This window comes from Pseudescherichia sp. (genome assembly GCF_031998825.1).
Lineage (GTDB): Bacteria > Pseudomonadota > Gammaproteobacteria > Enterobacterales > Enterobacteriaceae > Pseudescherichia.
In genome coordinates this window covers 1-23471 of record NZ_DAMACX010000006.1, presented here as the reverse complement: position 1 = coordinate 23471, position 23471 = coordinate 1, and the positions used below count along the sequence as shown (strand labels likewise).

27 protein-coding genes and 1 pseudogene are annotated in these 23471 nt (G+C 56.5%); 17 read left to right on the top strand and 11 right to left on the bottom strand.

The annotated features are described in order from the left end of the window. Window positions 1-9 precede the first annotated feature (9 nt). From urtB to RTP97_RS04345, 5 genes are all read left to right on the top strand, one after another. On the top strand, window positions 10-1584 hold the full coding sequence (gene urtB / locus RTP97_RS04365; protein WP_312411254.1) for an urea ABC transporter permease subunit UrtB: 1575 nt from the start codon (window positions 10-12) through the stop codon (window positions 1582-1584). Then, window positions 1584-2660: an urea ABC transporter permease subunit UrtC gene (urtC, locus tag RTP97_RS04360; protein ID WP_312411252.1), complete on the top strand. Its 1077-nt coding sequence runs from the start codon at window positions 1584-1586 to the stop codon at window positions 2658-2660. The genes urtB and urtC overlap by 1 nt, the downstream gene beginning before the upstream one ends. Further along, the gene (gene urtD, locus RTP97_RS04355) at window positions 2653-3444 is read left to right on the top strand and encodes an urea ABC transporter ATP-binding protein UrtD (RefSeq protein WP_312213553.1); all 792 of its coding nucleotides are present in this window, start codon (window positions 2653-2655) and stop codon (window positions 3442-3444) included. The genes urtC and urtD overlap by 8 nt, the downstream gene beginning before the upstream one ends. A gap of 1 nt (window position 3445) precedes the next feature. Further along, window positions 3446-4144 (top strand): urea ABC transporter ATP-binding subunit UrtE, encoded by a 699-nt coding sequence (gene urtE / locus RTP97_RS04350; RefSeq protein ID WP_312411250.1) that lies wholly within the window; start codon window positions 3446-3448, stop codon window positions 4142-4144. A 61-nt stretch (window positions 4145-4205) separates the two neighbouring features. Beyond that, window positions 4206-4505, top strand: coding sequence for a DUF1161 domain-containing protein (locus tag RTP97_RS04345; protein ID WP_312411247.1), 300 nt, complete (start codon window positions 4206-4208; stop codon window positions 4503-4505). A 4-nt stretch (window positions 4506-4509) separates the two neighbouring features. On the opposite strand, the gene bioD is transcribed toward RTP97_RS04345, so the two are convergent. The 3 genes from bioD to RTP97_RS04330 all read right to left on the bottom strand — a co-directional run bounded on the left by bioD (window position 4510) and on the right by RTP97_RS04330 (window position 7579). Beyond that, window positions 4510-5205 carry a dethiobiotin synthase gene (gene bioD / locus RTP97_RS04340; RefSeq protein WP_312411244.1) on the bottom strand — a complete coding sequence of 232 codons (696 nt, stop codon included), beginning with the start codon at window positions 5203-5205 and terminating at the stop codon, window positions 4510-4512. Window positions 5206-5330: 125 nt separating this feature from the next. Then, window positions 5331-6551 carry a sugar metabolism global transcriptional regulator Mlc gene (gene mlc, locus RTP97_RS04335; protein WP_312411241.1) on the bottom strand — a complete coding sequence of 407 codons (1221 nt, stop codon included), beginning with the start codon at window positions 6549-6551 and terminating at the stop codon, window positions 5331-5333. Window positions 6552-6658: 107 nt separating this feature from the next. Further along, window positions 6659-7579: a LysR family transcriptional regulator gene (locus tag RTP97_RS04330; RefSeq protein WP_312411238.1), complete on the bottom strand. Its 921-nt coding sequence runs from the start codon at window positions 7577-7579 to the stop codon at window positions 6659-6661. A 109-nt stretch (window positions 7580-7688) separates the two neighbouring features. Between RTP97_RS04330 and RTP97_RS04325 the strand changes: the two genes are divergently transcribed. The 6 genes from RTP97_RS04325 to RTP97_RS04300 all read left to right on the top strand — a co-directional run bounded on the left by RTP97_RS04325 (window position 7689) and on the right by RTP97_RS04300 (window position 12998). After that, the gene (locus tag RTP97_RS04325; RefSeq protein WP_312411235.1) at window positions 7689-8945 is read left to right on the top strand and encodes an MFS transporter; all 1257 of its coding nucleotides are present in this window, start codon (window positions 7689-7691) and stop codon (window positions 8943-8945) included. Between the two features lie 214 nt (window positions 8946-9159). Next, window positions 9160-10644 (top strand): carboxypeptidase M32, encoded by a 1485-nt coding sequence (locus RTP97_RS04320; protein ID WP_312411233.1) that lies wholly within the window; start codon window positions 9160-9162, stop codon window positions 10642-10644. A gap of 99 nt (window positions 10645-10743) precedes the next feature. Beyond that, on the top strand, window positions 10744-11043 hold the full coding sequence (locus RTP97_RS04315) for a type II toxin-antitoxin system MqsR family toxin (RefSeq protein WP_312411231.1): 300 nt from the start codon (window positions 10744-10746) through the stop codon (window positions 11041-11043). A 1-nt stretch (window position 11044) separates the two neighbouring features. Next, a complete protein-coding gene (locus RTP97_RS04310; RefSeq protein ID WP_312411229.1) occupies window positions 11045-11446 on the top strand; it encodes a type II TA system antitoxin MqsA family protein in 402 nt (133 codons plus the stop codon). Between the two features lie 165 nt (window positions 11447-11611). Then, window positions 11612-11950, top strand: coding sequence for an acid resistance repetitive basic protein Asr (gene asr / locus RTP97_RS04305; RefSeq protein ID WP_312411227.1), 339 nt, complete (start codon window positions 11612-11614; stop codon window positions 11948-11950). A gap of 232 nt (window positions 11951-12182) precedes the next feature. Next, on the top strand, window positions 12183-12998 hold the full coding sequence (locus RTP97_RS04300; protein ID WP_312411225.1) for a serine protease: 816 nt from the start codon (window positions 12183-12185) through the stop codon (window positions 12996-12998). On the opposite strand, the pseudogene RTP97_RS04295 reads toward RTP97_RS04300, so the two are convergent. The 6 genes and pseudogenes from RTP97_RS04295 to RTP97_RS04270 form a co-directional block, all read right to left on the bottom strand. Continuing rightward, a pseudogene (locus RTP97_RS04295) lies at window positions 12999-13148 on the bottom strand (EAL domain-containing protein); the annotation flags it as partial. A gap of 175 nt (window positions 13149-13323) precedes the next feature. Continuing rightward, entirely contained in the window at window positions 13324-13659 is a 336-nt protein-coding gene (locus RTP97_RS04290) for a type II toxin-antitoxin system RelE/ParE family toxin (protein WP_312411223.1), read from the bottom strand. Next, window positions 13622-13864 (bottom strand): TA system antitoxin ParD family protein, encoded by a 243-nt coding sequence (locus RTP97_RS04285; protein ID WP_312411221.1) that lies wholly within the window; start codon window positions 13862-13864, stop codon window positions 13622-13624. The genes RTP97_RS04290 and RTP97_RS04285 overlap by 38 nt, the downstream gene beginning before the upstream one ends. 314 nt (window positions 13865-14178) lie before the next feature. Beyond that, window positions 14179-14316 (bottom strand): hypothetical protein, encoded by a 138-nt coding sequence (locus tag RTP97_RS04280; RefSeq protein WP_312213520.1) that lies wholly within the window; start codon window positions 14314-14316, stop codon window positions 14179-14181. Window positions 14317-14380: 64 nt separating this feature from the next. Continuing rightward, complete coding sequence (locus RTP97_RS04275) at window positions 14381-14812, bottom strand: hypothetical protein (protein ID WP_312411219.1); 432 nt, start codon at window positions 14810-14812, stop codon at window positions 14381-14383. A gap of 172 nt (window positions 14813-14984) precedes the next feature. Beyond that, the gene (locus tag RTP97_RS04270) at window positions 14985-15224 is read right to left on the bottom strand and encodes a hypothetical protein (protein WP_312411217.1); all 240 of its coding nucleotides are present in this window, start codon (window positions 15222-15224) and stop codon (window positions 14985-14987) included. 429 nt (window positions 15225-15653) lie between these two features. Here RTP97_RS04270 and RTP97_RS04265 point away from each other — a divergent pair, with 429 nt between their 5' ends. The 3 genes from RTP97_RS04265 to RTP97_RS04255 all read left to right on the top strand — a co-directional run bounded on the left by RTP97_RS04265 (window position 15654) and on the right by RTP97_RS04255 (window position 19036). Next, window positions 15654-16538 (top strand): SDR family oxidoreductase, encoded by an 885-nt coding sequence (locus RTP97_RS04265; protein WP_312411214.1) that lies wholly within the window; start codon window positions 15654-15656, stop codon window positions 16536-16538. 50 nt (window positions 16539-16588) lie between these two features. Continuing rightward, window positions 16589-18424 (top strand): glycoside hydrolase family 15 protein, encoded by a 1836-nt coding sequence (locus RTP97_RS04260; RefSeq protein WP_312411211.1) that lies wholly within the window; start codon window positions 16589-16591, stop codon window positions 18422-18424. Window positions 18425-18523: 99 nt separating this feature from the next. Continuing rightward, on the top strand, window positions 18524-19036 hold the full coding sequence (locus tag RTP97_RS04255) for a DUF892 family protein (RefSeq protein ID WP_312213512.1): 513 nt from the start codon (window positions 18524-18526) through the stop codon (window positions 19034-19036). Window positions 19037-19235: 199 nt separating this feature from the next. Here the strand turns inward: RTP97_RS04255 and smrA are convergent, their stop codons facing one another. Continuing rightward, window positions 19236-19799, bottom strand: coding sequence for a DNA endonuclease SmrA (smrA, locus tag RTP97_RS04250; RefSeq protein WP_312411209.1), 564 nt, complete (start codon window positions 19797-19799; stop codon window positions 19236-19238). A gap of 410 nt (window positions 19800-20209) precedes the next feature. Here smrA and ogt point away from each other — a divergent pair, with 410 nt between their 5' ends. From ogt to uspE, 3 genes are all read left to right on the top strand, one after another. Next, the gene (gene ogt / locus RTP97_RS04245; RefSeq protein WP_312411207.1) at window positions 20210-20725 is read left to right on the top strand and encodes a methylated-DNA--[protein]-cysteine S-methyltransferase; all 516 of its coding nucleotides are present in this window, start codon (window positions 20210-20212) and stop codon (window positions 20723-20725) included. A gap of 194 nt (window positions 20726-20919) precedes the next feature. Then, window positions 20920-21672 carry a fumarate/nitrate reduction transcriptional regulator Fnr gene (gene fnr / locus RTP97_RS04240; protein ID WP_312411457.1) on the top strand — a complete coding sequence of 251 codons (753 nt, stop codon included), beginning with the start codon at window positions 20920-20922 and terminating at the stop codon, window positions 21670-21672. A 143-nt stretch (window positions 21673-21815) separates the two neighbouring features. Beyond that, window positions 21816-22766: a universal stress protein UspE gene (uspE, locus tag RTP97_RS04235; RefSeq protein ID WP_312411206.1), complete on the top strand. Its 951-nt coding sequence runs from the start codon at window positions 21816-21818 to the stop codon at window positions 22764-22766. Between the two features lie 56 nt (window positions 22767-22822). On the opposite strand, the gene RTP97_RS04230 is transcribed toward uspE, so the two are convergent. After that, on the bottom strand, window positions 22823-23471 hold a 649-nt coding region (locus RTP97_RS04230), incomplete at its 5' end, for an NAD(P)(+) transhydrogenase (Re/Si-specific) subunit beta (RefSeq protein ID WP_312411205.1).

Genomic DNA, 23471 nt, shown 5'->3' with positions numbered 1-23471 from the left:
TGAGCGACCATGAAAATAGTCACGCGCTTCGGCCTCTTCTTTGCCTGCTGCCTGCTGTTCATCGGCACGGCCTCTGCCGGACCGGCCAGCGAGTACGGCGCTGCCAGCCGGACCCAGCAGGCACAGCTTTTACAAACCTGGTCCGCAGCGCCCGATGCGTCGCGTCTGCCCCTGCTTCAGGCGCTTCGCCAGGAGAACGTGGTCGTCGATAAGCGCGGCCAGCTCTTTACCCAGTCAGGAGAGACTCTGACGCCGCTGGAGGGCAACGCGGCCCCCGAAGGCAACCCGCGCAAGCTGTTTATGAACAACCGCATCCGCACCCTGGTGGCGAATGCCCTTGCCGCCCACCAGCTGGTCAGTGACGATCGCACCCTGCGTCTCGCCGCCGCGCAAAATCTGCAAAATGACGCCACGGCAGAGCAGCTTCCTCTGATTCAGCAGCGGCTAGGCCAGGAGCAGGATGACGAGGTGAAGGCGGCCCTGCTGCTGGCCGTCGCCACTCTCCAGCTCGCCGATGCTAATCCGCAGGTGCGCCTGCTGGCGGTTAGACAGCTGGGTGAAAGCAGCGCCCCGCAGCTCCAGGCCAGCCTGCAGCGGTTGACCCAGCCGCAAAACGAACCGGATGCCAGCGTGCGCGCTGCCGCTGCCGACAGCCTGAAGCAGATCCAGCAGCGCCTGCGCTGGGGTGACTGGCTGGGGCAGGCCTTTAGCGGCCTGTCGCTGGGATCGATCCTGCTGCTGGCCGCCCTCGGCCTGGCGATCACCTACGGTCTGCTGGGGGTGATCAACATGGCCCACGGCGAGATGCTGATGCTGGGAGCGTACGCCACCTGGCTGGTACAGGATCTCTTTGTCCGCCTTGCACCGCAGTGGCTGTCCCTCTACCCCATCGTCGCCCTGCCGGTGGCCTTTTTCATTACCGCCGCGATGGGCATGGCGCTGGAGCGGCTGATCATTCGCCATCTCTATGGCCGTCCGCTGGAGACCCTGCTGGCGACCTGGGGCATCAGCCTGATGCTGATCCAGCTGGTGCGCCTGCTCTTTGGGGCGCAGAACCTTGAGGTAGCTAACCCCGGCTGGCTCTCCGGCGGCTGGGCGGTGCTGCCCAACCTGATCCTGCCTTACAACCGCATCGCGGTGATCGTCTTCGTGCTGCTGGTGCTGGCCCTGACCTGGCTGCTGCTCAACAAAACCCGGCTGGGGATGAACGTGCGGGCGGTCACCCAGAACCGGCGGATGGCCGACTGCTGCGGCGTGCCCACCGGGCGGGTAGATATGCTGGCCTTTGGGCTGGGCTCCGGCATCGCCGGGCTGGGGGGCGTGGCGCTGTCGCAGCTGGGCAACGTCGGCCCTGAGCTGGGCCAGGGCTATATCATCGACTCATTTTTAGTGGTGGTACTGGGTGGCGTTGGCCAGCTGGCAGGTACGGTGGTGGCGGCCTTTGGCCTCGGCATCATCAACAAGCTGCTGGAGCCGCAGATTGGCGCGGTGCTGGGCAAAATCGCCATTCTGGTGCTGATCGTGCTGTTTATCCAGAAACGGCCGCAGGGGCTGTTCGCATTTAAGGGGCGAGTGATCGACTGATGAGCCAACCTATAACCCTGACGCTGGCGCAGCGTGCGCCCCGTCTGACACGCACCCTGACGCTGGGCGTTATCGCCCTGCTGCTGGCCCTGCCGTTTCTGGCCCTATTGCCCCAGGATCACCCTCTGGCGATGTCCGCCTATACCCTGACGCTGGTGGGCAAGATCCTCTGCTACGCCATCGTCGCCGTCGCGCTGGATCTGGTCTGGGGCTACGCTGGCCTGCTGTCGCTGGGGCACGGTCTGTTCTTTGCCCTCGGCGGCTACGCGATGGGGATGTACCTGATGCGTCAGGCAGCGGGCGACGGCCTCCCGGCCTTTATGACCTTTCTCTCGTGGAGCGAGATGCCGTGGTTCTGGACAGGTACGCAGCACTTTGCGTGGGCGCTGTGCCTGATCGTCCTGCTGCCGGGCCTGCTGGCGCTGCTGTTTGGCTACTTCGCCTTCCGCTCGCGGATCAAAGACGTCTACTTCTCAATCATGACCCAGGCGCTGACCTATGCGGGGATGCTGCTCTTCTTCCGCAACGAAACCGGCTTTGGGGGTAACAACGGCTTCACCGGTTTTACCACCCTGCTCGGCTTTCCGGTCACTGCCACCGGAACGCGCATCGGCCTGTTTATCGCCACCGTGCTGCTGCTGGTCGCCGCGCTGGGCATTGGCATGGCGCTGGCGCGCAGCAAGTTTGGCCGGGTGCTTACAGCAGTGCGCGACGCCGAGAACCGGCTGATGTTTTGCGGCTACGATCCGCAGGGGTTCAAACTCTTTGTCTGGACACTCTCCGCCGTGCTGTGCGGTCTCGCCGGGGCGCTCTACGTGCCGCAGGTAGGCATTATCAACCCGAGCGAGATGTCGCCCACTAACTCTATCGAGGCCGCCATATGGGTAGCGCTGGGCGGGCGCGGGACGCTGATCGGGCCGCTGCTAGGCGCAGGCATCGTTAACGGGGCGAAGAGCTTTTTCACCGTCGCCTTCCCGGAGTACTGGCTCTTTTTCCTGGGCCTGATGTTTATCCTCGTCACGCTGTTTTTACCGCGCGGCGTTATTGGTTTGCTGAAGCGGAGAAAGCATGACTGACACCCTTTTCACCCAGCCGCTGCCGCAGGATCGCTTCCGGGAGACCACCGATCCGGTACTGCTGCTGGAGAAGATCAACGTCTCCTTCGACAGCTTCCGTGCCCTCACCGACCTGACGCTGGCGATTGGCGTGGGCGAACTGCGCTGCATCATCGGCCCCAACGGCGCGGGCAAAACCACGCTGATGGATGTGATCACCGGCAAGACCCGCCCGGACAGCGGCAGCGTGGTTTACGACCAGAATATCGACCTGACCCAGCTCTCCCCGGTAGAGATTGCCCGGGCGGGCATCGGGCGTAAATTTCAGAAGCCGACGGTGTTTGAGGCGCTAACGGTGGCGGAGAATCTGGAAATCGCCCTGAAAACCGATAAATCGGTCTGGGCCAGCCTGCGTGCGACGCTCAGCGGCGAACAGCGGGATCGCATCGATGAGACCCTTCAGCTGCTGCGGCTGGCAAATCAGAGCCAGCGTCAGGCGGGACTGCTCTCCCACGGCCAGAAGCAGTTTCTGGAGATCGGCATGCTGCTGGTGCAGGAGCCGCACCTGCTGCTGCTCGACGAGCCTGCCGCCGGACTGACGGACGCCGAGACCGAGTATATCGCCGAGCTGTTTCGCACCCTGGCAGGGAAACACTCCCTGATGGTGGTGGAGCACGATATGGGCTTTGTCGATACCATTGCCGACCACGTTACGGTGCTGCATCAGGGCCAGGTGCTGGCCGAGGGTTCCCTGCGCGAGGTGCAGGCGAATGAACAGGTTATAGACGTTTATCTGGGGCGCTAACATGCTGGAAGTGAATGAACTGCATCAATACTACGGCGGCAGCCATATCCTGCGCGGCCTCTCGTTTGCGACGCATCCCGGCGAGGTAACCTGTCTACTGGGGCGCAACGGGGTGGGGAAAACCACCCTGCTGAAGTGCCTGATGGGGCTGATCCCGGCCAAATCCGGCACTATTAGCTGGCAAGGAAAGACCATCAATCAGCAGAAGCCGCACCAGCGGGTGCGCAGCGGCATGGCCTACGTGCCGCAGGGGCGGGAGATCTTTCCCCGGCTGACGGTAGAGGAGAACCTGCTGATGGGCCTGGCGCGCTTTACTGGTTCGCAGGCGAAGCGGGTTCCCGATGAAATCTACGACCTCTTCCCGGTGCTGCGGGAGATGAAGCAGCGGCGCGGGGGCGATCTCTCCGGCGGTCAGCAGCAGCAGTTAGCCATAGGCCGGGCGCTGGCCTGTCGGCCACAGCTGCTGATCCTTGATGAGCCAACGGAGGGGATCCAGCCCTCGGTGATCAAAGAGATTGGCGTAGTGATCAAAACTCTGGCCGCGCGCGGCGACATGGCGATCCTGCTGGTGGAGCAGTTTTATGATTTTGCCGCCGAGCTGGCGGACAGCTATCTGGTGATGTCCAGGGGGGCAATCGTTCAGCGCGGCAGAGGCGAAGAGATGGAGAGTCACGGCGTGCGCAATCTGGTAGCGATTTAGCCCTTACTGCCGGGATGCGGCTGCTAGACTAGAGCTATACCCCTGAAAACAGGAGCCGCGTATGAAAGCGTCCCGTTTGCTCATCACCCTCGTACTGTTTGCCGCCGCCCCGGCGCTGGCCGCGCCGGAGTATTGCGAAAAAGTCAGACGTGAGATCAAGCAGCGCATTATGGCCAACGGCCTGCCGGAGACGGCGTTTACGCTCAATATTGTTCCGGCAGACCAGGCGGATAAGCCTGATACGCACGTGGTTGGCCACTGCGCTAACGATACCTATAAGATCCTCTATACCCGCACCAGCAGCGGCAACGTGCCCGCCGCCGGTTCTGCGCCGGACGGCTCCCGTACCGAGCCGCAGTAGTCGATTAGGCCAGCACGCGATCGGCGATCAGCGTCCGGGTCAGCAGGGTGATGTCGATATAGTGGGCCAGCTCGCGCTGCTCGGCGCGCGGCAGATAGGGTAGCTCGCCAATCAGCGGCGCGGGGATCTTTTTGCCCAGCACGTTAATGATCTCAGCATAGTGGGCAAGGCCGGGATTGATGCGGTTAGCGACCCAGCCGATGAGCGGCAGGCCGTCGCTGGCAATGGCCTGGGCGGTCAGCAGGGCATGGTTGATACACCCCTCCTGGATCCCCACTACCATGATCACCGGAAGCTGCTCCTGGACCACCCACTCAGAGAGCGGACGCAGATCGTTCATCAGGCCACGCCAGCCGCCGGTCCCTTCGACCACCACATGGTCGACGCAGTCGTTAAGATGCGCCAGCCCCTTCGAGAGCAGACCGTAGTTGATGGGGCAGCTGTGGGCGACGCTGCTTTCCTCTTCGCTCAGCGCGATAGGATTCACCGCCTCGTAAGGCAGCGCCAACGTCGAGACGCTTTGCAGCACCAGCGCATCTCTGTTGCGCAGGCCCTCTGGCGTCTCTTTACTCCCCTTCGCCACCGGCTTATAGCCAGCCACGCTTCTGCCGCTGGCCGCCAGCGCCTGCAAAAGTGCGCGGGAGACCACTGTCTTCCCGACAGCCGTATCGGTACCCGTAATAAAGAAACGCTTAAGCATCACTCACTCCACCGTTTTGCCGCGAAAATATACACCAGGAAAATAATTCAGAGGAGAAAGTCTAAGTTAAGTCGTCATGGCCCAATTTGAGGTAGCGCAATTTTTCCTACAACTGTGAGAATTTGTTAACCCTGCAACAGTCGAATCAACAACGAACCGTTATACATCGCGTCTTTTACCAGCGCTGCACCCGCCATCGTGCCCTGGTTAGAGAACTGCGTGCTCTCTACGGTGATATGTCGGCTGTAGGCAGGCAGCGACTGCTGGCGGATGCAGCTGCTGATGGCTGGAAAGAGAATATCTGCGGCCTGGCTCAAGGGGGAGCCAATAAGAATTTTTTGCGGATTGAACAGGTTTACCATGATCGCCAGGATGCGCCCGACGTTGGTGCCTACGCCGGTAATGATATCCGTCGCCAGCCTATCCCCCTCCCGCGCGGCCTGGCAGAGCGAGGCCACGGTGAGCGGCTGGCCGTGCAGCTGCGAGCTCATCGACTGGCTCATGCGCTGCTGCGCCAGCTCCAGCACGCTCTCTACGCTAGCGATGGTTTCGAGACAGCCGTGATTGCCGCAGTAGCAGCGCTTGCCATAGGGGTCGACCTGAGTATGGCCGATCTCAACCAGGCTGCTGCTGCCCGCATGCAGCAGGCGTCCGTCGGTGATCACTCCCGCGCCGACGTTGTGGTCGATCACTACCTGAATAACGTCCCGCGCGCCACGGGAAGCGCCAAACAGCGCCTCCGCCATGGTCCACGCGCTGATGTCGTGTTGAATATAGACCGGCACGCCGGTATGGCGCTCAAGGGCCTCCCCCAGCGCCATATCTTTGACATCCTCATAGAACGGCATCCGGTGCACGATGCCGTTCTCGGTATCGATAATGCCTGGCAGGGTAATGGCGATGGCAGTCAGGCGCTCGAGCTTGCTCTGGTGGCGGATAAAGAACTGGTCGATATGATGAATAACGCGGCTGACAAAGGGAGCGTGGGAGTGTAGAGGCAGCTCACGCTGCTCCTCGACTACCAGCTTGCTGCTAAGATCACGCAGGGCGAGATGGATCTCACCCCGGCTAATGCGCAACGAGAGATAGTGCCAGGCTTCGGTTTCCACCATTAACCCTACGGCGGGACGCCCACGACTGCCCGGCTCCTGGATCTCCGTCTCCTGCACAAGGTGTGCTTCGAGCATTTCACGGACAATCTTAGTAATGCTGGCGGGAGCAAGCTGCGCCAGACGCGACAGATCGATACGTGAAACCGGGCCTAGCTGATCGATAAGCCGGTAAACGGCTCCTGCATTGGTCTGCTTAATCTGATCAATATGGCCGGGCGTACTATCAGCAACCACCTCGTGCTCCCTTTATTTTCGCGCTTCGAAATAAACTTCTGGCTATGGTGAAGCAGTTCCTTGAGGCCGTCAAATTTTTGATTAGCCTTGTGATTTACCGCACAATTTCACCCTCTACGGGGCCCATTCTGGTCGCTTTTAACGCTCTCCAACAGCTGCTGCTTGAAATGCAGCGCCGCAGCGCCCTGCTCATGGTGCCTCGACCAGACCAGCCACATTTGGGAGACCGCATCGGCTTCGGCGATGGGTAGCCAGCGCATCTCGCTCAGCTGCACCCGGCAAAACGACGCGGGCAGGATCGATACTCCCAGTCCCGCCGCCACCAGGCCAATAATGGTCATCGCCTCGCCCACCTCCTGGGCGATACGCGGCACCAGCCCGTAGCGGCGCAGCAGGCCAAGGATATCGTCGTACAGTCCGGTTCCGACATGCGGGTCGAAAAAAACAAACGGCTCTCTCGCCAGCTGGCTCAGGGTCACCGCAGGCTGCGCCGCCAGGGGGTGATCGCGGGGAACCATCGCCAGCAGCGGTTCGCGCAGGATCACCTCCCACGCCAGCGTCTCCGGCAGCGTAGTATTGCGCATCAGGCCCAGATCCAGGGTCCCCTCATGCAGAGGGGCGATCTGCTCGCGGGTATTGATCTCCCGGGTTTGCAGATGCACATCCGGATAACGTCGCCGGAAGCTCGACAGGGTATCCGAAACCGCTTTGATAAAGGGGGCGGAGGAGGTAAAGCCGACCCGCAGTTCACCGGTCTGCCCCTGATGCAGGCGGGCGGCGCGAGCGGCAGCGTCATCGACCTGGGTAAGGATCTGGCGGCTGTCGAGCAGAAACTGTTTTCCCGCCGGGGTCAGGGCTACGCTGCGGTTGGTCCGCGCCAGCAGTCGGGCGCCAACCTGCTGCTCCAGCAGCTGGATCTGCTGGCTTAGCGGCGGCTGAGAGATGTTCAGCCGGGCCGCCGCGTGGCCAAAATGCAGCTCCTCCGCCACGGCAATAAAGTAGCGCAGATGACGCAGCTCGATATTCATATGTTTAATGTATTATTTGAGATTATTAATATATTAGACAGAATATTTACAATTTCCTACCCTTGTCGGTAATCGCTTTATCGCAGCAACCCACCACTAAGGATCCTCCGTGAGCCGTACTACCGTCGTTGACATCGCCCCGGCGAGCGATGCCGACGTGCAGACTACCGCTATTCCCGCCACCCCCTATATTAAACGCGGCACGCCACAGTTTATGCGCGTCACGCTGGCGCTTTTCTCTGCCGGACTCGCCACCTTCGCCCTGCTCTACTGTGTGCAGCCGATTCTGCCGGTGCTCTCCCATGAGTTTGGTGTTTCGCCCGCCAGCAGCAGTGTCTCGCTTTCGATCTCTACCGCCATGCTGGCGGTCGGCCTTCTCTTCACCGGCCCGCTCTCGGATGCCATAGGCCGCAAGCCGGTGATGGTCACCGCTCTGCTGCTGGCCTCGTGCTGTACGCTGCTCTCCACGATGATGACCAGCTGGCACGGCATTTTAATTATGCGTGCGCTGGTGGGCCTGTCGCTGAGCGGCGTGGCGGCGGTGGGGATGACCTACCTGAGCGAAGAGATCCACCCCAGCGTGGTGGCCTTTTCGATGGGTCTCTACATCAGCGGTAACTCTATCGGCGGCATGAGCGGTCGCCTGCTCAGCGGCGTGTTTACCGACTTCTTTAGCTGGCGCATCGCCCTGGCGGTTATCGGCTGCTTTGCCCTTGCCTCGGCGCTGATGTTCTGGAAAATTCTCCCTGAGTCGCGTCATTTTCGCCCCGCCTCCCTGCGACCCCGCTCGCTGATGATCAACTTCCGCCTGCACTGGCGCGATCGTGGCCTGCCGCTGCTGTTTGTTACCGGCTTCCTGCTGATGGGATCGTTCGTCACCCTGTTTAACTACATTGGCTACCGCCTGATGCAGACCCCGTGGCAGCTGAGCCAGGCGGTGGTGGGCCTGCTCTCGGTGGCCTACCTGACCGGGACATGGAGTTCACCTAAAGCCGGGGCGATGACCGCACGCTTTGGCCGCGGGCCGGTGATGCTCGTTTCGACGGGAATTATGCTGGGGGGCGTGCTGCTGACCCTCTTCTCGTCGCTGGGGCTGATCTTTGCCGGGATGCTGCTCTTCTCCGCTGGCTTCTTTGCCGCTCACTCCGTCGCCAGCAGCTGGATCGGGCCGCGGGCGCGTCGGGCAAAGGGCCAGGCCTCCTCGCTCTATCTCTTCAGCTACTACCTGGGATCGAGCCTGGCAGGGACGGCAGGCGGCCTGTTCTGGCACAGCTATGGCTGGAACGGCGTCGGCGGTTTTATCGCCGTGATGCTGCTGGCCGCGCTGCTGGTGGGCCGCAGCCTGCACCGCCGTCTTTCGGCATAGCTAAATGTATCCTGCCTGAACATGCCGGGCGGCGCTACGCTTGCCCAGCCTACAAACAGCGCCCTACCGTAGGCCCGTGCAAGCGTAGCGCCGCCGGGCAACAGATAACCCCGGCTGCTCAACTCGTGCCAGGCAATGTCTCACAGTGGTATCAGCGCAAGCGTCCTGTTATCTTGAAATGTAAGCAAATAATATCAACACAACACGAGGCACAATGGACACCAGCAACTACCAGCAGCTGACCCGCACCTTCCAGCGTCTTTACCGTTTCTCCCACCTCTCATCTATTGCCGGCTGGGACATGATGACCATGATGCCCTCTGCCGGGAGCGCCGCCCGTGGCGAAGCGCTGGCGGAGATCAGCGTCCTGAAACACCAGATCCTGACGGATAAAAAAGTGGCTCAGTGGCTGGAAGCCGCAGCGCAGGAAGATCTGAACGACGTTGAGCAGGCCAACCTGCGAGAGATGACCCGCCACTACCAGCAGGCGGCAGTGCTGCCGGAATCGCTGGTGGAGGCGAAATCACTGGCGGGCAGCCGCTGTGAGCACGCCTGGCGTAGCCAGCGCCCGGCGAATGACTGGGACGGTTTTTCCGCCAATCTTAAAGAGGTGGTAAAGCTGAGCCGTGAGGAGGCAACGCTGCGTGCGGCGGCTAAGGGCTGTACCCCCTACGACGCGCTGCTGGATCTCTATGAGCCGGATATGACCGCTGCGAAGCTCGACGTGCTGTTTGCCGATCTGAAATCCTGGCTCCCGGACCTGCTGAATCAGGCGGTAGCAAAGCAGGCCCAGCGCCAGCTTATCGCCCCGGTCGGGCCGTTCCCGGTGGAGAAGCAGCGCGAGCTGGGTTTAACGGCAATGCGTACCCTCGGCTTTAATTTTGACGCAGGCCGCCTGGATATCAGCGCCCACCCCTTCTGCGGCGGCGTACCGGAGGACGTGCGCATCACCACGCGCTATGACGAGAACGATCTGCTGGGTGCCCTCTTTGGCGTGGTGCATGAAACCGGCCACGCCCGCTACGAGCAGAACCTGCCCCGCACCTGGCTGGGACAGCCGGTAGCCGAGGCCCGCTCGATGGCGGTGCATGAATCGCAGAGTCTGTTCTTTGAGATGCAGCTTGGCCGCAGCAAGGCGTTTTTACAGCGTCTCCTGCCCGCGGTAATCGAACGTTTCGGCGCGCAGCCCGCGTTTACCGAAGAGAACTTCATCGCCTGGAACCAGCAGGTGCAGCCTGGCCTCATCCGCGTCGATGCTGACGAGGTGAGCTACCCCGCGCATGTGATCCTGCGCTATGAGATTGAGCGCGCCTTAATCAACGGTGAGATTGAGGTCGAGGATATTCCGGCCCTGTGGGATGAGAAGATGCAGCACTGGCTGGGCATCTCGACCCTGGGCAACTACCGCGACGGCTGCATGCAGGACATTCACTGGACCGACGGCGGTTTTGGCTATTTCCCCTCCTACACCCTGGGTGCGATGTACGCCGCGCAGCTGTTCCATGCCGCACGCACCGCGCTGCCTAATCTTGATGCATCCATTGCCGAAGGTGATTTCAGCGCGCTGTTTGAGTGGCTGCGGCAGAATATCTGGCAGCACGGCAGCCGTTTTACCACCGCCCAGCTGATTGAGTCCGCAACCGGCGAAGCGCTGAACAGTCGCTACTTCCGCCAGCATCTAACAGCCCGTTATCTGTAGCTGACTCATTCCTTTTAGAGAATACCCTTATTTTTGCTGTTGTTTTTCCGAAACGCAAGCATTACCCTATTTGCATAATTTTGCATTTAGGGTAATACTATGGCACAAGGAAAAGAACCTACTGATTTAAGCACCGTCCAGGGTATGGTGCGCAACGGAAAAGTTGCTGTAAAAATTAGCGCCTTGAATGGTGCAAATGAGCTAGGGTTTACGTGTCAAGATGAGATCTTTGAGGTCATTTACGCTCTAAAACCTTCAGATTTTTATAAGGTTATGGAAGCGAATAAAGATCCTGGTTACTGGCAAGAGGTTTACCGCCCGGTATACAACGGCCAGTGGATTTATCTAAAGTTTCTAGTAAAAGACAATGTTGTCATCGTCTCATTTAAGGAGAAGTAAAATGAAATGTCCAGATTGTGGCGGTGCAGAACTGAAGCACGATATCCGAGATATTGAGTATGAGTACAAAGGCCAAAAAACTATCGTTCAGGGCATCGCTGGCGATTTTTGCAGTGAGTGCGGAGAGGGTGTATTAGGAAAAGAGGCTGGAGACAAATATATGGCGGCAATTTCTGCATTTACCAAAAAAGTAAATGCTCAGGAAGTCGATCCGGCATTTATTGCCGCCGTCCGTAAACGCCTGAATTTAGATCAACGCCAGGCGGCGGATATTTTCGGTGGCGGGGCTAACGCGTTCAGTCGTTATGAGACCGGACGCGTAGCGCCTCCACGTCCCTTGATTTTATTGTTTAAAGCGTTGGATAAGCACCCTGAAATTTTTGAAGAACTGAAGCAAGCATAGTCAAACGCCCCGGACAGGGGCGTCTTTGGCAAAAACTACGCGTTTAGTACATACCGTTACACAGCGATACCAATCACTCACGGAAGCCTCGCATTGAGAAGCATATAGTCTCTTCACCGGCCCCGCAGTGGGGTTGAATGATGAAACCAATTCGAGGATATCAGAATGAAAAAAGTATTAGCTCTGGTTGTTGCCGCTGCTATGGGTCTCTCTTCTGCTGCGTTCGCTGCTGATACCGCTGCGACCACCGCTGCGCCAGCAGCCACCGCTCAGACTCAGAGCGCTGCTCCGGCTGCTAAAACCACGCACCACAAAAAACACCAGAAAGCCGCTGCTCAGAAAGCGCAGGCTGCTAAAAAGCACCACAAAAAAGCCGCTAAACCGGCCGCTGACCAGAACGCAGCCAAACCCGCTGCTGACCAGAAAGCCCAGGCTGCAAAAAAACACCACAAAAAAGCAGTAAAACACACGGCTGCTAAACCGGCTGCCCAGCCAGCTGCTTAAGTTTTACGTTTGCCACAGCGCCCGCCCCCGGGCGCTGTTTTTAGGGGGAGCCATGCTGCAACGCTACCGTTTCGAGCTGATTTTGCTTATGCTGATTGTCTGCGCGCTGGTGTCACTCCGCTTCTATCTTTCCTGAATGTAGTACGCTGATTTTACTCCCCCTTTCCTCCCGTCCCGTCTATAGTTGTTGCTTAGGGTTTGAATAATCATTAATGCCCCACCAGAGTGTGATATGCATAAATTCGGTATTCTGCTATTGGGTTCGTTTTGCTTACTTTCTTTTTACAGCCATGCCGATGATGATGCTGCCGCAGCTGCTGAGATCAAGACGCTGTTTTTTAACCATGATGACCGGGTCCGGGTAAGTAATCCGACCCAGTCACCATGGGATGCTATTGGCCAGTTGGAGACCGCCAGCGGCAATCTCTGCACCGCCACGCTGATCTCTCCGCATCTGGCGTTAACCGCCGGACACTGCCTGCTGACGCCGCCCCGAGGCAAGGCCGATAAAGCCGTAGCGCTGCGCTTTGTGGCGCAGAACGGCAGCTGGCGCTATGAGATACACGGTATTGAGGGACGGGTTGAGTCAACGCTTGGTAAGCGCCTGAAACCCGACGGTGAGGGGTGGATCGTGCCGCCCGCCGCCGCACCGTGGGATTTTGGTCTGATTGTGCTGCGCTATCCCCCGTCGGGCATTACGCCTCTGCCGCTATTTGAAGGCGATCGCGATGCGCTCACCGCTGCACTTAAAGTTGCCGACCGTAAGGTGACGCAGTCCGGCTATCCTCAGGATCATCTGGACGATCTCTATAGCCATCAAAACTGCGTGGTGACCGGCTGGGCGCAGGATAGCGTGCTCTCCCACCAGTGCGATACGCTGCCTGGCGATAGCGGCTCTCCGCTGATGCTCAAAACCGAAGACGGCTGGCGGCTGATTGCCGTGCAAAGCTCCGCGCCGGGAGCAAAAGATCGCTGGCGCGCCGATAACCGGGCCATTGCTATCACCGGCTTTCGCGATCGGCTCGACGCCCTGGCGCAGGCGCAGTAGCTAACCCTGGCGGCGCTGACGGTGCTGCCGTAGCGCGTCAATGGGCATCGGCACGCTAAAGAAGAACCCCTGAAGCCGATCGCAACCGGCGAGGCGCAGGAGTTTCATCTGCTTCTCGTTCTCGACCCCTTCAGCAACCACCGCCATACCCGCTGGCTGCGAGCATTAACAATTGGCTGATACCAGACGTCAAATTCGTTGCGTATCAGGTCATCGCGAACCCAGAGAGAACCGCGATGGTCCGGTCGATTGGGGCGCGCCAGTGGTTAAAAAACTGCTTTAAAGGCATAAAGAAGCCCGCTTAAGCGGGCTTCTTATCAACTAATCAACTAATCAACTTCAAATCGGCTTTACGGTGCTGCTTCTGCTCATCGTAAAAGTTCTCGTGCGAACCTACGCTAAGCAAGTAAAGCTCTATCTTAACCTCAATCCAGGTATAGCCTAACAGCGTAAGCTGACCATTGAGGCGGAACTTATGTACCCACAGGTGAGACAGATCGCCCTTTTTGCGTTCCCCGATCTCCGGGTTAGCGATGATGCGGTCAACCTCGTCCTCGACTTCTTCCTGAAGTGCTTCAGGCAATTTATCTAGCGCCTTTTCAAACCTGCGGGTCTGGTACACGTCAATCTGTGACTGATTTTCTTCTTGTCCTTCGTTCATACCGGGAAACCTTATTGTTAGCGACTTCTGCTTGCGCTATTAAGATTTCTTGGATGAAGCTAAACGGCAGATCCGGATTATCTTCAGCAATGCGGCCAATCTTGGCCCAATGCTCGATTTGCTTCGGAATGCTGCGGCTAGCCGCATCTGCGTATACCTTAACGTCGCTCACGAAGTCATCATCTAATCTGATGCTCGTAGCCATCGGTTATGTCCTTTGCCCTTTTGGGCTTTAATTATAGTGGTGCTCGTCCCCGCAACGTTTGGCCTTGTGTAGAAGCCAATCGGTAGCAATCGCCAGCTTGAATGCAAATAGTCAAAGCGTCAAAAATCAAGCCAATCCAAGTATGCGACAATTTGTCGCTATATGCAACGTTTTAGCGCAAATAAAAAACCGCCATTTCTGGCGGCCTCTAACATACTTCCCATCTCTCTTGTTTGCTTTCTTGCTTAGTTCGCCAGGGCTACGACATCATCATTAGCAGCGAAAAGGCTTTGGTGCAGCGGATGGGCGTGACGCTAGCTGGCTTTGAACGGATCTTTATGATCGTCCTCACTGTCATCCCGTTTACGGGGAAGCTCGCCCTGCTTGGCAGGGTTGTCCTTAACCGGCTTGGTCTCTTCAGCTTTCAGGGGGGAAGCGTATTTGTCCGTCATTATGGTCTCCTGTTATTACCACACCTGAAGTTTAGTCAACGATTCATCATCCGGGTAACAGAATCTAAGGCAGCGATGAAGCACGGTTTCCGCCTCTACCGCGTACCGGACGAATAAGCGTATAGCCCAGCGCAACAAACTCACGGTTATCGATAGACCTTGCACCCCGCTGTTGCCCTTGCCACAGCCCCGTTAATGCATTAAACGCAAGCTGTATCTCGCCCTCAGGGGTATTAACGATATATTTTCCGCTCGGTAAATAACCACACGAATAACGTATTCTGCGCATCGGCGGCGCATTGACGGCGTATTCAATTTTACGAAAGCCGGTAGAGGCCGTGCTGAAAAAATAAAACGGCAGGCTGGTTATTTTTAAATCACCTACGTCAGCGATAATTTCACCATCGCGAAGCAGCGTTAATGCTTTCAAAACCAGATTAACTGAATGGGATCCCAGGTAGTTGGGATATTCAGCCTTAAAATAGACAAAATTCATGTATGCCCCTACGACCACTCTTAGCTACCGCGTTAAATCAAGATTAGCAATGAAAACGCAGCCGCAACTATTTTTATCAAACAGGTTTTATCAAATAGTAGAGACGATCGGGCGGGGGTTTCCGCAGCAGCCAAAGAAATACGCGCTACTGCGGCTGGAAAGTGGAGCAGGCTTAGGCAACTTTTTCCGCTACAGGACTTTCACACTGGCGCAGACTGAGCTGCAGATCGTAAATCAGACTTTTTACCATTTCTGGTGATAGCTGGAAGAACTGTGAATCAAACGTGCTGGCCCCCGCTGCATGCGGAGAGGCGCTAAAGCCGAATTGAACCACCACACCGTTATGATCCTCCACCGGGCCTACCTGCCAGCCAATGACTGGAAACGCAGGAAATACGGGCTCTTTGCTCATCCTAAATCTCCTTATAAACGTGATGCATAATGTAACCTTTGCAGCCAATCTCGTCAGCGCGGCTTAAGATTCATCTTAAACTCACCAGCGGAATTTTCAGTTTAGCTTACCGTCAGGCAGACACAAGCCGACCCTAAGAATTAAGGGCTATAACCTTGTAACCAGGAGCATTCTGAAGCATTTCCTGCATGACGTTAACAGTACTTTCGTATGATTTGCACTTTCCCGCATTTTATTTAGCACAGACTTAACTGAATACCAGAAAATTACGCGAAATAGTCAAAATTCAATCAGGTAGCATAATTTCAACGTAAAAATAACGTACCAGGTAAAGTTTTTAAAGTATCAGCATAATTTTTAAAAAAAATAGCGGATCGGCGTATTGCTGTCTACGGTTATTACTGGTTCATTCAAACGAGACGGATAATTATGACGACACAAGATAACAACCTGCCACACTATCCACGCCCTCCTTTTGTAGAGCAAACTCAAAAAGTGCCGGGGCTTGCGTCAGAAATGAAGCCGATCCCCGATCATGGTGAAACCAGCTATACCGGTTCGGGCCGGCTGGCAGGGAAAAAAGCGCTTATCACCGGCGGCGACTCCGGTATTGGGCGCGCCGTCGCTATTGCCTATGCCCGTGAAGGCGCAGACGTCGCGATTAACTACCTGCCGGAAGAGGAGTCTGATGCCGAAGCGGTGATTGCCTTAATTAAGGCAGAAGGTCGCAACGCCGTCGCCCTGCCCGGCGATATTCGCTCAGAAACCTTCTGTCAGCAGCTGGTGGTTGAGGCCATCAATAAACTCGGCGGATTGGATATTCTGGTTAACAACGCTGGTCACCAGCAGTTCTGCGAATCTATCGAGACGCTGACCACCGAAGCCTTTGACGAGACCTTTAAGACTAACGTCTATGCGCCATTCTGGATCACCAAGGCAGCTGTCCCGCATCTGAAAGAGGGCGCGGTAATCATTAATACCTCCTCCGTGCAGGCTTTCCAGCCGAGCGACATTCTGCTGGACTACGCCCAGACCAAAGCCTGTAACGTAGCGTTTACCAAAGCGCTCGCGAAGCAGCTGGGTCCGAAGGGTATCCGCGTCAACGCCGTTGCCCCCGGCCCCTACTGGACGCCGTTGCAGGTGAGTGGCGGACAGCCGCAGGAGAAAGTGAAAGCTTTCGGTGAAACGGCTCCGCTTGCCCGTCCGGGTCAGCCTGTCGAGATTGCCCCGCTCTATGTCCTGTTTGCCTCTGACGAAAGCTCCTTCTCGTCTGGCCAGGTTTGGTGCTCCGACGGCGGCACCGGTACCGTGTAATGTGCAGGCAGGCCCCGCCTGCCTTACTGATTTTTGCAGGATAAGCATTAATGAAGAATCAGCCTTTACCCCGAACCGAACGTATCGACGGCTATGCTGGCCTTGGCGACTATGCCGCCATTGGCGATGGTCGTTCGGTAGCGTTGATTGCGCCTGATGGTGCCATCGACTGGTGGTGCGCGCCGAACATGGACTCGCCGCCGCTGTTCGATCGCATTCTTGATGCGCAGTTTGGGGGCTATTTTCAGATCGAGCCGATCGATGACTACTGCATGCAGCGGCAGTATCGGGAAAACAGCAACGTGCTGGAGACCTGTTACACCACCAAAACGGGCAAAGTCAGATTTACCGAGTCCCTCAACAGTAACAATGCGGGTCGTCTGCCCTGGTGTGAACTGGCTCGACGCATAGAGGGATTAGAGGGCGAGGTGACGCTAAAGCTGGTCTTTGTGCCTGGCACTGCCGCCTATACGCGCTCCTCCTGGATAGGCGAATCAGCACGCGGCCAGATTGTCCACGTGGGCGATCTGATGGCGATGCTGCGCACTACCGCTGATATTGAGATTACCCTTGTTGATGACAAGGTGATTGAAGGCACCTTCACCGCTAAGGCGGGTTCCCGTTCGCTGGTGGCGCTACTGGTGAGCGACAACGAACCGCTGGCGGTGCCGCCGCTGGAGAAAATCGACGAGCGTATCGACGTCAGTGATAAAAACTGGGCGTCATGGGCGGAACACCTTAGCTATGAAGGCGTACATAAACAGCACGTAGTTCGCTCAGCGCTGGCGCTGAAATTTCTGCTCTACTCGCCTACCGGCGCGCTGGCCGCGGCGCCGACCACGTCTCTTCCGGAGGGAATTGGCGGCGAGAAGAACTACGACTACCGCTACGCCTGGATCCGCGATGCCTGCCTGATCATTCGTGCTTTTGCCTTTATCGGCGCGCTTGAGGAGTGTAAAGCGGCGTTCTCGTGGCTGACCCATACCATCGTGCGTCATGAGGGCAAGCTGCGCGCCTGCTATACCCTCGATGGCGACGTAGTGCCAAATGAAACCTATTTGCCGCTAGATGGCTATAAGGGGTCAAAACCGGTACGGGTGGGTAATAACGCCCAGAGCCAGCAGCAGCTCAGTATGTATGGCGATATGCTGGATACTGCCCTGCTGTTTGTTCACGCCGGACATATTCTGGATCTTACTACCGCCCGTCTGCTGGCCTCGCTGGCGAATGAGTGTGCGGATACCTGGCGCCAGGATGACTGCGGTATCTGGGAGCTTCCGGAACGGCGCCACTATACTCACTCTAAAATGGCCTGCTGGGTCACGCTGGATATTGCCGTCCGGCTGGCGGAAGACGGCCATATTGAAAAAACCTGGGTTAATCGCTGGACGCGCGAGCGGGACCGAATCAGCGACTGGATTGAAACCCACTGCTGGTCAGAAGAGAAGCAGGCCTACACCTTCTATGCGGGTAGCGACCATCTGGACGCCGCTATGTGCCTGGCCTGGTACTACGGCAAGAAGGTTAGCCCGGAACGCATGAAATCGACCTATCACGCCATGTACGAAGAGCTGGGACACCATTCACCGATGCTCTATCGCTACAGCGAAGTCGAGAAAGAGGAGAGCACCTTTGTAGCCTGCTCGTTCTGGCTGGTTGAGGCATGGGCGCGACTGGGCGACACGGCTAAGGCCTCAGAGTATATGGATACCATTCTCGACAGCCTGTGCGACAAAGGTAACGTCGAGAACTTTAACGAGATGTTTGACGTGCGCACCGGCGAGTGGCGCGGCAATGTCCCACAGGGACTGAGCCATCTGTCACTGATCTGCGCTGCCGACGCGCTGTCACGCTTCCGTGACGGTGAAAAACAGTGGCACGTCTGACGAATTCGACCAAGGCTTCTATACTTCAGAGCGTAAGTGCTCTGTTAAATCCACTGAAGAGAGCAATAAATTATTAGATCTTACGAGGAGTGATTAACGATGGCGACTAACTATACCGAACACTATCATGACTGGTTACGCGACGCTCATGCGATGGAGAAACAGGCCGAGTCCATGCTGGAGAAGATGGCAGGCCGTCTGGAGCACTACCCCGATCTGCGGGCGCGTATCGTGCAGCATATTGAAGAGACGCGTCAGCAGCAGAAGCTGGTTGATCAGGTTCTGGCCCGCAACAACATCTCTACCTCAACGCTGAAAGATGCGATGGGTAAACTCTCTGCGATGGGTCAGGCCATCGGCGGCATGATGACGCCGGATGAAGTGGTTAAGGGCGCAATCAGCGGCTACGTCTTCGAGCACTTTGAAATTGCCTGCTACACCTCGCTGATCAGCGCAGCCGAGCTGGCTGGTGACCATGAAGGCGCGGCAATTTTTGCCCAGATCCGTGAGCAGGAAATTGCGATGGCCGACTGGTGCCAGACCCACCTGCCAGATGTAACCGAGCAGTTCCTGTCACGCTCGGCTCAGCCGCATACTGAAGCAAAACGCTAATCCTGCCCGGCCTCCTGCCCGTTTCGCTCTGAAGCGGGCAGTTTCCCCTTCTACGCGCATTTTCGCTAATTTTTGCCGCCTGATGCAGGCATCAAATATAATATACTTGTATTAGTTAAGCCGCGTAATTAATTAAATCGCTTATATTTTACCGCACGTAAATATAAGTAAAAATAGCTACAATAATATTTACTGATGCTTAACGACTGCGTTTAGCATGCCGTTCCCAATTATCCAGTTTGGCCTGAGCAGATTTGCGTAGCGCAATATAACAGGCCCCGCTTCCCCCATGATGCGGCAGCGCCTGACAAAATGCCTGCACGTCCTCAAACTCGGGTAGCCAACGGGCAAGATAGCTACGCACAATATTAGCGTGCGATTTATCTTCGCGCCCTTTGCCATGAATAATGAGTAAATTGCGCAGGTTATCCTGCCTTGCCTGGTGCAGGAAACTAAACAGCATCTGGCGGCACTGCTCTACCGGCTGCTTCAACAGGTTCAGGCTTGCCTGCTGGCTGTACTTGCCGAGGCGTAGCTTATCCAGGACGCCGCTCTGTAACCCCTCACGACGAAACTCAAGCGGCACTGCCAGCGGCACGACCTCAAGGAAATCAGTCGTCAGAAAATTTTCCTGCTGCAACAGATCGATACGCGGTGGCGTGCGCGTATTACGGCTGGGTTGCCAGTGTACGTCGGCACAGCGTTTCAGGGGTTGGACATCCTCCATGGCGTCAAGAAATAGCGATTTGTCGTCAAGGTTCATGCTCGCTCCTCGTGTAACGTTTGACAGCACAGGCGCTACTATAGCCACCTGTGCGACAGGTCTCAACGATGTTGATTAATTTCTTGAACATTCCTGAAAGGAGACGTAATCAGCAAAATGTACTCGGGTTTAAGTACATTAACCGCTCCTTAACTAATACCACAATTACAGTAAACAAAATGATTTAACTTAATCCGCTGACAAACTTCTTACTCATTTTTACTGGAATTAGTATTAAAGATGTCTATACTAAAATAAACCCGCACAAGGAATAGTTGCGTTAAAATAAGGTAAGGATGCACTGCTGTGTGTACTGTAGAGTCTGGCGGATGTCGGCAGGCTCTATTTTTTTACGCCAAAAACGGTAAGATAATATCCTATATTGCCATGCTGCATGTTCAGGATCCCCCATGTTAACCCTGCTGGAAGACAAAATTGATACCCCCCTTGGTCCACTCTGGGTCATCTGCGATGAACAGTACCGCCTGCGCGCCGTCGAGTGGGAAGAGCACGCCGACCGTATGGAGCTGCTGCTTAACGTTCACTATCGTAAGCCAGGCTATCGCCGGGTAGCGACGACTAACCCCGGCGGATTAAGCGATAAACTTCACGACTACTTTGCTGGCAACCTTAGCGTGATAGAGGACCTGCCGACCGAAACCGCAGGCACCCCTTTTCAGCGCGAGGTATGGAAAGCGCTGCGTGAGATCCCCTGCGGCCAGGTTATTCACTACGGTCAGCTGGCTGACCTGCTGGGGCGGGCCGGTGCAGCGCGGGCGGTCGGCGCAGCAAATGGCTCTAATCCGGTAAGCATTGTTGTCCCCTGCCATCGGGTCATCGGGCGCAACGGTACCCTGACCGGCTATGCGGGCGGCGTGCCGCGCAAAGAGTGGCTTTTGCGTCATGAGGGTTATCTTTTACTGTGAAAAAAGAGGCCGTTTTGTGCCTTTTTACGGGCGATTATTCGCTAAACCCCTAATCAAACTAAGGAATTTCAATGAGTTAAACTTATTGATTTTCCAATGATTCCAATAATCGCTGTTTGACGTTTAACCAGGCTTACGTGGTCAGCAAAAAGATGTTAAAATTGACCAATATCAATTACGGCCTGAGCAGACTTATGATCCCGGAAAAGCGAATTATACGACGCATTCAATCTGGCGGTTGTGCTATCCATTGCCAGGATTGCAGCATCAGCCAGCTTTGTATCCCGTTTACTCTCAATGAACATGAGCTGGACCAGCTTGATAACATCATCGAGCGCAAAAAACCGATTCAGAAAGGACAAACGCTGTTTAAAGCGGGCGACGAACTGAAATCGCTCTATGCGATCCGCTCCGGTACCATTAAGAGCTACACCATTACCGAACAGGGCGATGAGCAGATCACCGGTTTCCATCTGGCGGGTGACCTGGTAGGCTTCGACGCTATCGGTACCGGTCAACATCCGAGCTTTGCTCAGGCGCTTGAGACCTCAATGGTCTGCGAAATTCCGTTTGAGACCCTGGACGATCTCTCCGGTAAGATGCCCAACCTGCGCCAGCAGATGATGCGTCTGATGAGCGGCGAAATCAAAGGCGATCAGGATATGATCCTGCTGCTGTCCAAGAAAAATGCGGAAGAGCGCCTGGCGGCCTTTATCTATAACCTCTCCCGCCGTTTTGCCCAGCGCGGTTTTTCACCTCGTGAGTTCCGCCTGACCATGACCCGTGGCGATATCGGTAACTACCTGGGCCTGACGGTAGAGACCATCAGCCGCCTGCTGGGACGTTTCCAGAAAAGCGGCATGCTGGCGGTAAAAGGTAAGTACATCACCATCGAAAACGGCGATATTCTTGCCGAGCTTGCCGGCCACGCACGTAACGTCGCCTGACGTTTACGTCACCATTAAGCCCTTGCCAGACAGCAAAATAGTCCGATTTGTTGATCTGGCAAAGGTTCGCCTCTGTTTCATTCTGCACATATAGGTTACTCTTTTAATTACAGACTGCGGTGACAGATGTAAGGAGACCCTGTATGGCCATGTATCAAAATATGCTGGTTGCCATCGATCCCAATCAGGATGACCAGCCTGCGCTACGGCGCGCTGTATATTTGCATCAGAAGATTGGCGGCCGCATTAAAGCTTTTCTGCCGATCTATGACTTCTCATACGAGATGACCACCCTTCTGTCGCCCGACGAACGGACCGCCATGCGTCAGGGCGTCATCAGCCAGCGGAGCGCCTGGATCCGCGAGCAGGCAAAATTCTACCTCGATGCCGGGGTGCCTATTGATATCAAGGTGATCTGGCATAACCGCCCCTTCGAAGCCATTATTCAGGAAGTGTTAACCGGGCATCACGATCTGGTATTGAAGATGACCCACCAGCACGACAAGCTGGAATCGGTGATCTTTACCCCTACAGACTGGCATCTGCTGCGTAAGTGCCCCTGCCCGGTCTGGATGGTAAAAGACCAGCCGTGGCCCGAAGGCGGCAAAGCGCTGGTGGCGGTCAATCTGGCCAGCGAAGAGCCGTACCATAATGCGCTGAACGAGAAGCTGGTGCGTGAAACTATCCAGCTGGCCGAACAGGTAAACCATACGGAAGTCCATCTGATCGGCGCTTACCCTGTGACCCCGATTAATATTGCTATCGAGCTGCCGGAGTTTGATCCTACCGTCTACAACGATGCCATCCGCGGTCAACACCTGCTGGCGATGAAAGCTCTGCGGCAGAAGTTTGGTATTTCAGAGAAGCTGACCCACGTCGAAAAAGGGTTGCCTGAAGAGGTGATCCCTGACCTGACAGAGCATCTGCAGGCAGGCGTGGTGGTGCTGGGAACGGTCGGACGTACCGGCCTCTCCGCCGCGTTTCTGGGCAATACCGCCGAGCAGGTTATCGATCACCTGCGCTGCGACCTGCTGGTTATCAAACCCGATGACTACCGGTCGCCGGTTGAAATTGACGATGACGAAGACGATTGAGTCGTTAATTGCATAAAAAAACCGCCATTACGGCGGTTTTTTGTTAAATGCGTCTCTTATAACGCTTTGAGGATCGCATCCACGCTCTGCTTGGCATCGCCAAACAGCATTTGGGTGTTCTCTTTGAAGAACAGCGGGTTCTGCACGCCAGCGTAGCCGGTGTTCATTGAGCGCTTAAACACAATCACGTTCTGCGCCTTCCACACTTCCAGAACCGGCATTCCGGCAATCGGGCTACGCGGATCGTCCAGCGCCGCCGGGTTGACGGTGTCGTTGGCACCAATGACCAGCACCGTATCGGTATCGGCGAAATCATCGTTGATCTCATCCATCTCCAGCACGATGTCGTACGGCACCTTCGCCTCCGCCAGCAGCACGTTCATGTGGCCCGGCAGACGTCCAGCAACCGGGTGAATACCGAAGCGCACCTTGATGCCACGAGCGCGCAGCTTCTCGGTGATCTCGGCAACCGGATACTGCGCCTGCGCCACCGCCATGCCGTAGCCAGGGGTAATGATGACCGAGTGTGAATTCTTCAGCAGGTCAGCAGTATCTTCTGCGTTGATCTCACGGTGCTCGCCCACCTCGTCCTCTTCACCGGTTGAGGAGCCGTCGGTACCAAAACCACCGGCGATCACGCTAACAAACGAACGGTTCATCGCCTTACACATGATGTACGAGAGGATGGCACCGCTCGACCCCACC